We start from the raw sequence: 12629 nt of genomic DNA on the forward strand, positions 1-12629 counted from the left end.
CACGGGAGAAAGGCATGAAGATTGGCGAACTGGCCAAAGCGGCCCGCTGCACGCCCGAGACGATCCGTTTCTACGAGAAAGAGGGTCTGATGCCGGACGCGGAGCGCACCGATTCGAACTACCGCAACTACACCGACGTGCACGTCGAGCGGCTGCGCTTCATCCGCAACTGCCGCGCGCTCGACATGGCGCACGACGAAATCCGCGCGCTGCTGCGGCTCACCGATACGCCGGCCGACCGCTGCGATTCGATCAATTCGCTGCTCGACGATCACATCGGACACGTCGATGCGCGCCTCGCCGAACTCACGCATCTGCGCAACCAGCTCACCGAATTGCGCCGCCAGTGCGTGGGCGAGCATTCGGTCGAGGATTGCGGCATCGTGCACGGTCTCGCGACGATGGAAACCGTCGCGCCAGCCGCAAAGCGCTCGCACCTCGGCTGAAACCCTTGTCAAACCTGATAGTGTATTCGAGAATAGTTATATTATTACTAGACATACTTTAACTATTCATGTCCACGAGCCGCCCGTCCCCACTCGCGCTGGCCGTCCTTGCGACGCTCACCGAAGCGCCGATGCATCCGTACGGGATGCTGCAGCAACTGAAGGCCCGCGGCTACGACGAAGTCGTCAACGTGCGGCAGCGCACGAGCCTCTACCAGACGATCGACCGCCTGCTGCGCGACGGGCTGATCGCCGTGCACGACACCGAGCGCGACGGCGCGTTTCCGGAGCGCACCGTGTATGCGCTGACCGAAGCCGGGCACACGGCGGGGCAGGCGTGGCTGCATGCGCTGCTCGCGGAGCCCGCCCGTGAATTTCCGGCATTCGGCGCCGGTCTCGCATTCCTGCCGCTGCTCGATGCCGAGGATGCGCGCCACCAGCTCGAATTGCGTATCGCGCGTCTCGACGCCGAGCGCGAGCGGCTGGAAGCGCTGCGCGCCACCGCGCAGGCCGACCAGGTGCCGCGCCTGTTCCTGCTGCAGAACGAACATGCGCTCGTGCTCCTCAATGCGGAGCTCGACTGGGCACGCAGCGTCGTCGAACACCTGAAGATCGGCGCGCTGCGCTGGGTGGACGGTTGACGCGTCGCGCCGGCCGTTTTCTGCCGGCGGCGGGCGACGGGCGCCGGCCGCGTCACAGCACCTTGCCGGGATTCAGGATGCCGCGCGGGTCGAGCGCGGCCTTCAGGCGCCGCATCAGCCCGATTTCCGCGTCGCTGCGCGTGTGCGCGAGATAAGGACGCTTGAGCGCGCCGATCCCGTGCTCGGCCGACACGGAGCCGCCCATGTCGCGCACCACCGCATACACGCAGTGATCGAGCGCGTCGGCGTCCGCGTCGGTCATGTCGGTCAGCGACACGCCGATATGCACGTTGCCGTCGCCGACATGGCCGAAGAACAGGCACGTGAGCGCCGGCCAGCGCGCCCGCAACGCCGCCTCGCAGCGTTCGGCGAACGCGCCGAGTTCGCCCGTCGGCAAGCTCACGTCGAAGTTGACGAGATTGGGCAGCGCATCGATCGCGAGGCCTTCGCGCAGCGTCCACAAGTCCCGCGCTTGCCGCTCGGAAGTCGCGAGCACCGCATCGTCGACGAGCCCCGCATCGAACCCCGCACCCAGCTCCGTTTCGAGCGCCTGGTGCGCATCGCCGCCCGGCGCGCTCGTCGCGCATTCGATCAACACCACGAAACCGCCAGCGCCGACGAACGGCGCCGACACCCCGGGTGTATGGCGCGCGACGTAGTCGTAGAACGCCGGCCACATCGCCTCGAAGCTGACGACTTCCGGCAGCGTGCGGACACGATTCCACAGCGCGACCACCGTCTCGTAGTCGCGCACGCGGCAGAGCGCCGTGGCCGGCGCCGCCAGCAACGGATGCAGCCGCAGCACCGCGCGCGTGACGACGCCGAGCGTCCCTTCGCTGCCTATGAAGAGCTGCTTCAGGTCGTAGCCCGCGTTGTTCTTCAGCATCCGGTTCATCGACGACACGACCGTGCCGTCCGCGAGCACGGCCTCGAGCCCGAGCACCTGCTCGCGCATCATCCCGTAGCGGATCGCGCGCGTGCCGCCCGCATTGGTCGCGAGCATGCCGCCGATCTGGCACGAGCCGCGCGCGCCGAGATCGACGCCGAACGTGAAGCCCGCCGCTTGCGCGGCTTCCTGCACCGTCTGCAGCGGCGTGCCCGCGCGCACGGTGATCGTGCCGGCCGCCGCGTCGAGCGCGTCGACGCCCGCGAAGCGCTCCATCGACAGCACGACCTCGCCGCCCAGCGCGACCGCGCCGCGCGCGAGCCCCGTCAGTCCGCCTTGCGGCACGACCGGCTGGCCGAGCCGCGTGCACAGCGCGAGCGTGCGCGACACGTCGTCGACGCTGCGCGGGCGCACCAGCGCACGCGGCCGCACGCCGGCCGGCTCGTTGTACGCGGTGAAGTAGCGCGGATCGATATCGGCCGCGCGCGTGACGAGCGCGTCGCCCAGTTCGGCGGCGAGCACGGCATCGACGGCCTCGTCCAGCGGCGGCCTGCCGCCCGGTTCGCTGCCCGTGGCGCCCGGGTTCGGGGTCGGCATCGTGCGCGGCCCGCTCACTTCGTCGAGATGTCGATATCGCCGAAATACTTCAGGCCGAGCGACTTCACCGTGCCGTCCGCCTTCAGTTTGTCGATCGCCGCGTCGAGCTTCGCCTTCAGCGCGTCGTCGCCCTTGCGCAGGCCGAACGCGATGCCGCTGCCGAGAATCTTGTCGTCGTGCACCGGCTGGCCGACGAACGAGAAGCCCTTGCCGTCCGGGCGCGACAGAAAACCGCGCTGGCCGGACGGCGCGAGCACGAGCGTCGCGTCGAGGCGGCCCGCGACTAGGTCCGCATACGCCTGGTTCTGGTCCTGGTACGCGACGACCGCGACGCCGGCCGGCTCCCAGTGCGCCTTCGCGAAGGTTTCCTGGATCGACGCCTGCAGCACGCCCACGCGCTTGCCCTTCAGCGATTCCGGCGTCGGCAGCAGGCCGCTGCCGGTGCGCGCGATCAACTGGGTCGGCACGCGATAGATGATCGTCGTGAAGTCGATCGCCTGGCGCCGCTGCTCGGTCGCGTTCATCGCCGAGTTGATCGCGTCGAACTTGCGGCCCTTGAGCGCCGGAATCAGCCCGTCGAACGAAGTCTCGACCCATTTGCACGACAGCTTCGCCGTCTGGCAGACGGCATTGCCGACGTCGATGTCGAAGCCCTGCAGGTCGCCGTTCGGCGCTTTGGATTCGAACGGCGGGTATTGCGCTTCGAGGCCGAAGCGCAGCGTCGGCGCATCGGCGAGCGCCGCGCCGGCGCCGCTTGCGCATGCGAGTGCGAACGCGAGTTTGAGGATAGCCGTGTGTTTCATTGTGATCTCCTGGGTCGGGTCGATGCGACGTCTCCGCCGCCGGTTGTCCTACAGCGAACGCAGCCGCCGCGCGCCTTCGACCAGCGTCGCGTCGTCCTTCGAAAAACTGAGCCGGATCACGCCGGCGTCGGTGCCGTCGGTATAGAACGCCGACAGCGGAATCGTCGCGACCCGCGCGTCGCGGATCAGGCGCAGCACGAAGTCGCTGTCGCTTTCGTCCGAGAAGTGGCGAAAGCGCGCGAGCATGAAGAACGAGCCTTCGCTCGGCAGCAGCTCGAAACGCGACTCGGCCAGCTCGCGCGCGAGCAGGTCGCGCTTGGCCTGGTAGAACGCCGACAGGCCCAGATAGCTGTCCGGCCGCGCGAGGATTTCCGCGAACGCGATCTGCATCGGCGTGTCGGCCGAGAACACCATGAACTGGTGCACCTTGCGGATCTCGTCCATCAGCTCGGCCGGCGCGAGGCAATGGCCGACCCGCCAGCCGGTCACGTGGAACGACTTGCCGAACGACGACACGATCACGCTGCGCTCGGCCAGCTCGCGGTGGCGCGCGACGCTCTGGTGCCGCGCGCCGTCGAACACGACGTGTTCGTAGACTTCGTCGGACAGCACCACGATGCCCGTGTCGCGCGTGAGCTGCGCGAGCCGCTCCAGATCGTCGGCGGAGAACACGGTCGCGGTCGGGTTGTGCGGCGTGTTGACGATGATCATCCGCGTGCGCGGCGTGATGGCCGCGGCCACCTCGTCCCAGTTCACGCGGAAATGCTCGGGCGACAGCTTGATCGCGACCGGCGTCGCGCCCTGCAGCCGCACGATCGGCGCATAGCTGTCGAACGACGGCTCGAAATAGATCACCTCGTCGCCCGGGTGCACGAGCGCGCTGATCGCCGCATAGAGCCCTTCGCTCGCGCTCGCGATCACCGTGATCTCGGTCGCCGGGTCGTAGCGCGCGCCGTACAGCGCCTCGGTCTTCTCGGCGAGCCGCTCGCGCAGCGCGATCACGCCCGCCATCGGCGCGTACTGGTTGTGACCGTCGCGCATCGCGCGCGCGACGCCTTCGACGAGCGCCGGATCGGGCGCGAAATTCGGCGCGCCCTGCGACAGGTTCAACGCGTCGTGTTGAGCAGCCAGTTGGCCGATCACCGTGAAGATCGTCGTCCCGACGTCGGGCAGTTTCGAACGGGGCGCGGTGGCGCTTCGCATGACTCCTCCTCCTGATGTCCTTCGGGCGGGCGGCGCCATGCGCGGCACCGCATCTGCCGCATGATTTAGCCCGAGCCAATATCGGCGGACAATCGAAAGTTCGTCATGGCGGCCATGCATTTTTCTCATGGCTCGGCGGGAGAAGCACGCAACGGCACGGCCGGCTCGACGGGCCGACATGCAAATCCGGCATTTCCCCTACGAAAGGCTAGGCGTCGGCCGTCGCGAAATACGCGAGCAGCACGGCCCGCAGTTCGCGGCGTTGCGCGGCGAAATCGAGCGCGGGCCCGAGCGTCAGCAGCGCCTGCGACAGCCCGCCGTAGCAGATCGTCTGGGCCATCCGCGCGATCCCGTCGAGCCGTTCGGCCGGCGGCGGATCGGCCGCGTGCGCGAGCGCATCGCGCCACAGCGCGACATAGGCGTCGTAATGCCGGCGATACGCGGCCAGCGGCGACACCTGCCGCTCCAGCGCGAACAGCGCACCCCAGAGCGCCGCGTCGGCGGCGATCGCATCGACCTGGAGGTCGACCAGCGCGGCGGCGAGCGCCGCCCGCGGCGCACCGCGCAGCCGCTGCGCCGTGTCGCGCAGCCGGTCGGCCAGCGCCAGCACGCGGCGGTGGATACAGAGCGCCGCGAGGCTCTGCTTGTCGCCGAAATACTCGTAGAAGGTGCCGATGCTGACGCCCGCGACGGCCGCGATCTCGCGGATTGTCGCCTTCGCGTAGCCGCGTTCGAGCAAAAGCTGAACGAACGCCTGTTGCAGCGCGTCGGAGCTCGCCTGCGCGCGCGACTGGCGCGGCCTGCGGCGCAACGCGGGCGCGGGTTGCGCCGCCGGCGAGCCGGGCGGCGCCGGAACCTGAACATGTCGCGGCGGCATATTTGCTACTCTGAATTCAGCAGGGAACACGTTTTACCGGCAGCCCGAACCCGCGCCGAAGCGCCTTGCGCGCGGCGCGACGCCGGCTGACCGCGAAGCACGAGACCGGAGACAACCGCGATGACCGACCCGACTCACGCCGTCACGAACCAGTTCGACGAACTCGTCGACTATAACCTCTTCGCGACGGATCTCGCGCTGCGCGACGCGCTCGTCCGGGCCGGCGCCGACTGGGCCGTGCCGCAGCTCGACGCGTACGGCGCGCGGCTCGGCAGCGCCGACACCGCGCAACTCGCCGACGAAGCGAACCGGCACACACCGGAGTTGAACGCGTTCGACCGGCGCGGCCGGCGCATCGATCGCGTCGACTTCCACCCCGCCTGGCACGCGCTGCTCGGCCAGTACCGCCACGAAGGCTTCGTGTCGCTCGCGTTCCGCGAGTCGCGCCGCGGCCGCTGGGCCGCGACGGCCGCCGGCTTCTACCTGCACGGCCAGATCGAGGCCGGCACGCTGTGCCCGGCGACGATGACGCAGGCCGCGATCCCCGTGCTGCAAAAGGAACCCGCGCTGTGGGACCTGCTGCGCGACAAGCTCTACAGCGACGACTACGATCCGCGCGACGTGCCGATCGCCGCCAAGCGCGCGATCTGGTTCGGCATGGGCATGACCGAGAAGCAGGGCGGCTCCGACGTGCGCGCGAACACGACGCTCGCCACGCCGGTCGGCGCGGGCGGGCGCGGCGGCGAATACCGGCTGCGCGGCCACAAGTGGTTCTTCTCCGCGCCGATGTGCGACGCGCACCTCGTCGTCGCGCGCACCGAAGCCGGCGGCCCGTCGTGCTTCTACGTGCCGCGCTGGCGGCCGGACGGCACGAAGAACGCGGTCGAGATCCAGCGGCTGAAGAACAAGGTCGGCAACCGCAGCAACTCGAGCAGCGAGATCGAGCTGAACGACGCGTGGGGAATCATGCTCGGCGACGAAGGCCGCGGCATTCCGACCATCATCGAGATGGCGACGTACACGCGGCTGAACTGCGTGCTCGGCAGCGCGGCGATGCTGCGCCAGGGCGTCGTGCAGGCGATCGCGTACACGCGCCAGCGCCATGCGTTCGGCCGCGCGCTCGCCGAGCAGCCGCTGATGCGCACCGTGCTCGCCGATCTCGCGCTCGAGAGCGAAGCGGCGTTGTCGCTCGCGATGCGGCTCGCCGATGCGTTCGAACGCGACGACTCGCCGCGCGAACGCGCATGGAAACGGATCGTCACGCCCGCCGCGAAATTCTGGGTCTGCAAGCGCGCGGTCGAGCTGACCGGCGAGGTGATGGAAGTATTCGGCGGCAACGGCTACGTCGACGACGGCCCGATCGCGCGCCTCTTCCGCGAGGCGCCCGTCAACTCGATCTGGGAAGGCTCGGGCAACGTGATGTGCCTCGACGTGCTGCGCGCGGTGTCGCGCGAGCCCGACGCGGCCGCCGCGCTGTTCGACGAACTGGCCGACCTCGGTGCGGGCGAACCGCGCATTCGCGCGGCGCTCGACGCGCTGCGCGCGATGCTCGCCGCCCCGGCCGACACGCTCGAAGCGTCGGGCCGCGTGTTCGCGCAACGGCTCGCGCTCGTCGCGCAGGCGTGCCTGCTGCGTCGCGATGCGCCGGCGGCGGTCGCCGACGCGTTCGTCGCGACGCGGCTCGCGGCGCCCGACTGGGGACGCATCGCGGGCGGCTTCGATCCGCATGCGATCGACGTCGCCGCGCTGCTGCAGCGCGCGTACCCGGCCTGACGCCGGCCCCTTCACCCGAATTCGCGGCCGTTCGCCCGCCCGGAGCCTCGATGAATCTCGTCGCCGCCCTCGACCGCGCCGCCCGTGCGACGCCCGACAAACCGTTCCTCGTCAGCGAATCCGCGACGATCACGTATGCGGCCGCGCGCGAGCGTTCGCACCGCGCGGCGGCCGTGCTGAGCGCGCTCGGCGTCGCGGCCGGCGACCGCGTCGCCGCGATGTGCTTCAACACGCCGGCCTTCGTCGACCTGATGTTCGGCGCATGGCGGCTCGGCGCGGCGTTCGTGCCGATCAACCACAAGCTGCAGGCGCCGGAAGTCGACTACGTGCTCGAACACAGCCGCAGCACCGCGCTGCTGTTCGACGTGGCGCTCGCGCCGGTGGTCGAGCGCGTCGTGCATCCGGCGCGGCGGCTCGTGACCGAGGGCGAGCTCGACGGCGTGCCGAACTTCGACACGATGTGCGCGACGATGGACGGCCTCGCGGGCATCGAGCCGGCCGACGGCGACATCGCGCAGATCCTCTACACGTCCGGCACGACTGGCCGCCCGAAGGGTTGCGTGCACAGTCATCGCACGGTGACGCTCGCGGCGATGCAGGCGGCGCTCGCGACCGGCATCGGCCGTGACGAACGCACGTTGATGGCGATGCCGATCTGGCATTCGTCGCCGCTGAACAACTGGTTCGGCGGCACGCTGTATGCGGGCGGCACCGTCGTGCTGCTGCGCGAATACCATCCGCTGCGCTTCCTGCAGACCGTCGAGCGCGAGCGCGTGACGCTGTATTTCGGCGCGCCGGTGTCGTACACGCTGCCGCTCGACACGATCGACGGCTTCGCGGCGTTCGACCTGTCGAGCGTGCGCGCGTGGCTGTACGGCGGCGGTCCGATCGGCGCCGCGCAGGCCGAACGGCTTGCCCGTGCGTATCGCAGTCACGCGTTCTTTCAGGTGTACGGAATGACGGAAGCGGGGCCCGCCGGCACGACGCTGTATCCGGACGAGCAGATCGCGAAGGCCGGCTCGATAGGCCGCCACGGCGGCCCGGGCGTCGACCTGAGGGTGGTGCGGATGGACGGCGTCGATGCGCGGCCGGGCGAGACCGGCGAGATCTGGTTGAAGGCCGACAGCATGATGCTCGGCTATCTCGACGACGCGGCCGCCACGCACGCCGCATTCGCGCCGGGCGGCTGGTATCGCACCGGCGACATCGCGCGGATCGATCAGGATGGCTATCTGTTCATCGTCGACCGGCTGAAGGACATGATCGTCACCGGCGGCGAGAACGTCTATTCGAAGGAAGTGGAGGACGTGCTCGGCGCGCACCCGGACATCGTTGAAGCGGCCGTCGTCGGCGTTCCGCATCCGGACTGGGGCGAGACGGTCGTCGCGCATGTCGTGATGCGGGCGAACGCGGCGCCCGATGCGGATGCGCTGCGCACGTTCTGCGGCGAACGGCTCGCGGCGTACAAGATCCCGCGCGAATTCACGTTCGTGCAGGCGCTGCCGCGCACGCCGACGGGCAAGTTGCAGAAGTTCTTGCTGCGCGGGCGCAGGGACTGAGCATCCGCGATTGAGCTAGCGCATTCGCGCGCGCGGTCAATGCAACAGGCCGAACGGAACAAGTAATAGAAGTTAACAGCTCTGAATCATATTCGTCCGATTGATCGACGTTTCTTATCTGGAATAGCGTCTATAGGCAGCCATTCCATTTACTGAGACAGGGAAGCCGGATGAAAAACGAATCCAAAGCACCGACCCATCTTTTCGCCACCGTTGGCGCACTCACGGAACGCGGTGGACGCATCACCACCGCAACCAGTGGCCTGACCCTGGCTGGATTGGAAGTCGCCTGCGTCGGCGACGTAGTGGCCTATGACGACGGCAGCGAAGCCTCGATTATCGACGGCGCGGGAAACAACCATAGCGGAGGCAAGCCGTTCGCGCTGGTCGGCAGCCGGTTGAGCAACGGCGACCGCATTACCGAAACGCTGCGCACCTCATGGGGCATTCACGTGCGGGATGGGCAAAGCGTTGCGGGCCTGTTCGATCCGACCTATGTGCCTCCACCCGCGCCGCCCACCTACAGACTGGCGGTACGTGGCGCGACAACAGCGCGCGGCGGTGCATTGCGCGAGCCGTCCAGCACATGGGAAGTAGCGCCGCACTTGGGCAAAGCTGCCACGGTGGGCGACCTGATCCACTATCCGGACGGTTCAACCGCGCGCGTCACGACCGGTCTGGGTCTGGCCGACGGGCCCGGCTTCGCGCCGCTCGCATTCGTTGGCAGCGAACTCGATAACGGCGACACGATCACCGATAGTCCCGAGCGACAAGGCGTAGCGTCGTCCGTTGTATTCAGCGTCGTCACCTGCTCATCTATGCCCCGCTGAGGTAGCGCCGATGATCCGCTACTTTCTTGCTAAAGGCGACCGCGCCGGGGAGGCGGTGATTGTCGAAGGCCTCGACACCGTGACTTGTTCCAATCCGCCGCCGAGGGTTCATATCGCCACGCTCGATATGAAGACCTACTGTTCGGCCTGCAAGCGTGAAGGGTACATCGCACCGCAAGGGCCGCGTCGGCCCGGTACCGGCCCAAACGGCAAACAGTGGGCATTGAGCGGCGATATCAATGTCTGCGGATGCAACCCACCGCCGGTCTTCTACGCTGAGCGCGGCATGCGGATGACTTTTACTGCGGGAGAGGCAGCGACGCTGACTGGGCGCCAACCGGATGCAGCCAAGCGGTCATTTGCTCGGTCGGCTGTCGTACACGACGAGCAATTCACCTTGCTCGATGGCTACCGCCGCCCGCTCGCGAGCATCCGCTACCGAATCGTTACCGACACCGGGCAGATTTTCACGGGCACCACGGACGCGGCCGGGCAAACGCATCGAATCGCCACCGATGCCTCGGCAACTCTGAAAATCTATACGACGGAACATTGAGGCAATGAAGAATTTTGATATGAATGACGGCGGAGAATGGTTCCTCGTGCACTCAGGTGCAGTCACCAATACCAATCCTGGGTCGATGGTGGAAGTAACGATAAATACCGAAAAAATATGTCACAACATGACAAACAAGGAATTTCGGGAAATGGTATTGAGTAAACGCGATCGAGCCGTTTCTCTCGTCGAAAAAAGAATCAAGGATTTGCAACGTTGGTCCAACGCTGACAAGGCACGCGCATTACAGTGGTTCGGTAGAACTGACGAAGGTACCCGCGCAACACTATTAATAGGCCTGAACGCAATCGTCCGCGTACTAAAGACACTCACAGGATACAATTTCACGCGATGGGATAGCGAGCGATTCAAACATATCGGGTGCGTTCCAAATCCGAACAAATCAGGAGTCGCGGCCTCAGTGTGTTCGCCGGATACCGCAACTCATACGATTGCAATACATCCCGACTTTTGTACAATGCGAGATTTCTCATGGGAAAAAGATTCCGTAGTTTCCACTCTGATTCATGAGGTTAGTCATTTCGACGACACAATGGGAACCAAGGATCACAGATATTTCATGGAGGAGTGTTTGACGTTTGGAGCCGAAAATCCGAATCGAGCAATCAACAATGCCGACAGTATTGCAGGGTACGTCATTTACAATGCTTAAGTTTATTGTCTGTCTAAGCCTTCTCACCTCCAATCCGGCATTCGCATGCATCGCCAGCGAGAACTTCGACATCTATTTTTCGAGAGACAGCTCGTACATATCGAATTCGGAGATCGTTCGCATTGCAAAATGGGTAGTCGATCAAAAACTCAATTATGCAAATCACCTAACCAAGGAAACGACACTGATCAGCGGCCATGCCGAGGAAAGTGAACCGGAAGCACTGGCCCTTGCGCAATCGAGATTGCAAACCGCGTATGCGCTGTTGGAGCAACTCGGTTTTTTACGCGGGACCATCAACAAGAGTACCAGCGTCTATTCGCAGCGCGACGTGGACAATGGGCGGCGTGTGGAAATTTCCTTCCTGCCCGATTGCCCTAACAAGTGCTGCGACGGCAAGTAGCGTCACAATGCCGCCGATCACGGCGACGCGGTATGGACGTACGCATGCGGCGATCCTGCTGCACCGCGGCCTGCAAGATCCCTATGCCCTGCCGGCCGTGGGCCACCAAAGAAAAAGCCACCGGACCCAACGGCCCGGTGGCTTTTTCGCATGAATCGCGGAACGACGCATCGCGCCGCCGCCCGCGCGTCACATCACATCACATCGAGCTGCTTACTTCCCGCCGATGCTCTTCAGCGGCTTCCAGTCGCCCTTCTCGACCTTGTACATCGTGATGCCGCCGTTCTTCAGGTCGCCCTTCGCGTCGTACGCGACGTGCGTCGACGTGACGCCGGCCATGTCGGTCTTCGCGAGCACCGGCAGGTACTTCGCCGGATCGGTCGAATCGGCCTTCTTCATCGCGTTCAGCATCGCCATCGCGCCGTCGTACGCGTACGGCGAGTACGTCTGCACGTCTTCCCCGAAACGCTTCTTGTACTTGTCGGCGTAAGCCTTGCCGCCCGGCATTTCTTCCAGCGGCAGCCCGGCCAGCGAGGCGATCGTGCCTTCGGCCGCGTTGCCCGCGATCTTCAGGAACGTCGGCGTCTTCACCATTTCGCCGCTCATCAGCGGGGCGGTGATGCCGAGCGCCTTCATCTGCTTGACCATCGGCGCTGCCTGCGAATCCGCGCCGCCGTAGTAGACGAGGTCCGGCTTCGCCGCCTTCAGCTTCGTCAGAATCGCCTTGAAGTCGACAGCCTTGTCGTTCGTGAATTCACGGTCGACGATCGTCGCGCCGCCGGCCTTCGCGGCCTTCTCGAACTGGTCGGCGAGCCCCTGGCCGTAGGCCGTGCGGTCGTCGACGATCGCGATCTTCTTCATGCCGAGATCCTTCGATGCGAACGCGCCGGCCACCGAGCCCTGCTGCGTGTCGGACGTCATCATGCGGAAGGTCGTCTTGTAGCCTTGCTGCGTGTATTCCGGCGCCGTCGCCATCGCGATTTCCGGAATGCCCGCGTTCGCGTAGATGCGCGAGGCGGGAATCGTCGTGCCCGAGTTGAAGTGGCCGAGCATGCCCTTGATGCCGTCGTCGACGAGCTTCTGCGCGACCGTCGTGCCCGTGCGCGGGTCAGCCTGGTCGTCCTGCGTGCTCAGCACGAACTTCACCGGCTTGCCGCCGATCTTCGGGTTCGTCGCGTTGAAGTCTTCCAGCGCGAGCACGATCCCGTTCTGCATATCCTTGCCGTAGTGCGCCTGCGCGCCCGTCATCGGCCCTGCGTAACCGATCTTCACGTCATCCGCATGGGCCGTCCCCGCCAGCGACATGACCGCGACGAACGTCGCGCCTGCCACCTTTTTCATCGTGTGTTGCATAGCATCTCCTTGGTACCAGGGTAAATGAA

General features: G+C 66.2%; 13 protein-coding genes. 8 read left to right on the top strand and 5 right to left on the bottom strand.

Features of this window, described 5'->3' with window-relative positions; all coding sequences use genetic code 11:
* The first annotated feature begins 14 nt into the window (after window positions 1-14).
* Both cadR and QZM15_RS23705 read left to right on the top strand, forming a co-directional pair.
* On the top strand, window positions 15-446 hold the full coding sequence (gene cadR / locus QZM15_RS23700; RefSeq protein WP_059580548.1) for a Cd(II)/Pb(II)-responsive transcriptional regulator: 432 nt from the start codon (window positions 15-17) through the stop codon (window positions 444-446).
* A gap of 68 nt (window positions 447-514) precedes the next feature.
* A complete protein-coding gene (locus QZM15_RS23705; protein WP_059580544.1) occupies window positions 515-1087 on the top strand; it encodes a PadR family transcriptional regulator in 573 nt (190 codons plus the stop codon).
* 52 nt (window positions 1088-1139) lie between these two features.
* Here QZM15_RS23705 and QZM15_RS23710 read toward each other — a convergent pair whose 3' ends face one another.
* The 4 genes from QZM15_RS23710 to QZM15_RS23725 form a co-directional block, all read right to left on the bottom strand.
* Window positions 1140-2570, bottom strand: a complete 1431-nt coding sequence (locus QZM15_RS23710; RefSeq protein ID WP_302107362.1) for an FAD-binding oxidoreductase — start codon at window positions 2568-2570, stop codon at window positions 1140-1142.
* Window positions 2571-2584: 14 nt separating this feature from the next.
* Entirely contained in the window at window positions 2585-3373 is a 789-nt protein-coding gene (locus QZM15_RS23715) for an ABC transporter substrate-binding protein (RefSeq protein ID WP_124863079.1), read from the bottom strand.
* Window positions 3374-3421: 48 nt separating this feature from the next.
* Window positions 3422-4576, bottom strand: a complete 1155-nt coding sequence (locus QZM15_RS23720) for a pyridoxal phosphate-dependent aminotransferase (protein WP_059580538.1) — start codon at window positions 4574-4576, stop codon at window positions 3422-3424.
* 208 nt (window positions 4577-4784) lie between these two features.
* Entirely contained in the window at window positions 4785-5453 is a 669-nt protein-coding gene (locus QZM15_RS23725; protein ID WP_059580535.1) for a TetR/AcrR family transcriptional regulator, read from the bottom strand.
* 120 nt (window positions 5454-5573) lie between these two features.
* Here QZM15_RS23725 and QZM15_RS23730 point away from each other — a divergent pair, with 120 nt between their 5' ends.
* The 6 genes from QZM15_RS23730 to QZM15_RS23755 all read left to right on the top strand — a co-directional run bounded on the left by QZM15_RS23730 (window position 5574) and on the right by QZM15_RS23755 (window position 11247).
* Entirely contained in the window at window positions 5574-7226 is a 1653-nt protein-coding gene (locus QZM15_RS23730; protein ID WP_302107363.1) for an acyl-CoA dehydrogenase family protein, read from the top strand.
* Window positions 7227-7276: 50 nt separating this feature from the next.
* Window positions 7277-8785, top strand: a complete 1509-nt coding sequence (locus QZM15_RS23735; protein WP_302107364.1) for a class I adenylate-forming enzyme family protein — start codon at window positions 7277-7279, stop codon at window positions 8783-8785.
* A gap of 170 nt (window positions 8786-8955) precedes the next feature.
* Complete coding sequence (locus QZM15_RS23740) at window positions 8956-9615, top strand: PAAR domain-containing protein (protein ID WP_302107365.1); 660 nt, start codon at window positions 8956-8958, stop codon at window positions 9613-9615.
* Between the two features lie 10 nt (window positions 9616-9625).
* Window positions 9626-10171, top strand: coding sequence for a hypothetical protein (locus QZM15_RS23745; protein ID WP_226233720.1), 546 nt, complete (start codon window positions 9626-9628; stop codon window positions 10169-10171).
* A gap of 4 nt (window positions 10172-10175) precedes the next feature.
* On the top strand, window positions 10176-10844 hold the full coding sequence (locus QZM15_RS23750; RefSeq protein ID WP_302107366.1) for a M35 family metallo-endopeptidase: 669 nt from the start codon (window positions 10176-10178) through the stop codon (window positions 10842-10844).
* Window positions 10837-11247 (top strand): hypothetical protein, encoded by a 411-nt coding sequence (locus QZM15_RS23755; protein WP_302107367.1) that lies wholly within the window; start codon window positions 10837-10839, stop codon window positions 11245-11247. The genes QZM15_RS23750 and QZM15_RS23755 overlap by 8 nt, the downstream gene beginning before the upstream one ends.
* Before the next feature lie 213 nt (window positions 11248-11460).
* On the opposite strand, the gene QZM15_RS23760 is transcribed toward QZM15_RS23755, so the two are convergent.
* Window positions 11461-12600, bottom strand: coding sequence for a branched-chain amino acid ABC transporter substrate-binding protein (locus QZM15_RS23760; RefSeq protein WP_089464428.1), 1140 nt, complete (start codon window positions 12598-12600; stop codon window positions 11461-11463).
* Window positions 12601-12629 lie beyond the last annotated feature (29 nt).

The sequence above is a fragment of the Burkholderia sp. AU44665 genome (assembly GCF_030504405.1).
GTDB classification, from domain to species: Bacteria; Pseudomonadota; Gammaproteobacteria; order Burkholderiales; family Burkholderiaceae; genus Burkholderia; species Burkholderia semiarida.

Coding starts and splice junctions, on each gene's coding strand:
- cadR (WP_059580548.1), top strand. CDS start 15: ATGAAGATTGGCGAACTGGCCAAAGCGGCCCGCTGCACGCCCGAGACG.
- QZM15_RS23705 (WP_059580544.1), top strand. CDS start 515: ATGTCCACGAGCCGCCCGTCCCCACTCGCGCTGGCCGTCCTTGCGACG.
- QZM15_RS23710 (WP_302107362.1), bottom strand. CDS start 2,570: ATGCCGACCCCGAACCCGGGCGCCACGGGCAGCGAACCGGGCGGCAGG.
- QZM15_RS23715 (WP_124863079.1), bottom strand. CDS start 3,373: ATGAAACACACGGCTATCCTCAAACTCGCGTTCGCACTCGCATGCGCA.
- QZM15_RS23720 (WP_059580538.1), bottom strand. CDS start 4,576: ATGCGAAGCGCCACCGCGCCCCGTTCGAAACTGCCCGACGTCGGGACG.
- QZM15_RS23725 (WP_059580535.1), bottom strand. CDS start 5,453: ATGCCGCCGCGACATGTTCAGGTTCCGGCGCCGCCCGGCTCGCCGGCG.
- QZM15_RS23730 (WP_302107363.1), top strand. CDS start 5,574: ATGACCGACCCGACTCACGCCGTCACGAACCAGTTCGACGAACTCGTC.
- QZM15_RS23735 (WP_302107364.1), top strand. CDS start 7,277: ATGAATCTCGTCGCCGCCCTCGACCGCGCCGCCCGTGCGACGCCCGAC.
- QZM15_RS23740 (WP_302107365.1), top strand. CDS start 8,956: ATGAAAAACGAATCCAAAGCACCGACCCATCTTTTCGCCACCGTTGGC.
- QZM15_RS23745 (WP_226233720.1), top strand. CDS start 9,626: ATGATCCGCTACTTTCTTGCTAAAGGCGACCGCGCCGGGGAGGCGGTG.
- QZM15_RS23750 (WP_302107366.1), top strand. CDS start 10,176: ATGAAGAATTTTGATATGAATGACGGCGGAGAATGGTTCCTCGTGCAC.
- QZM15_RS23755 (WP_302107367.1), top strand. CDS start 10,837: ATGCTTAAGTTTATTGTCTGTCTAAGCCTTCTCACCTCCAATCCGGCA.
- QZM15_RS23760 (WP_089464428.1), bottom strand. CDS start 12,600: ATGCAACACACGATGAAAAAGGTGGCAGGCGCGACGTTCGTCGCGGTC.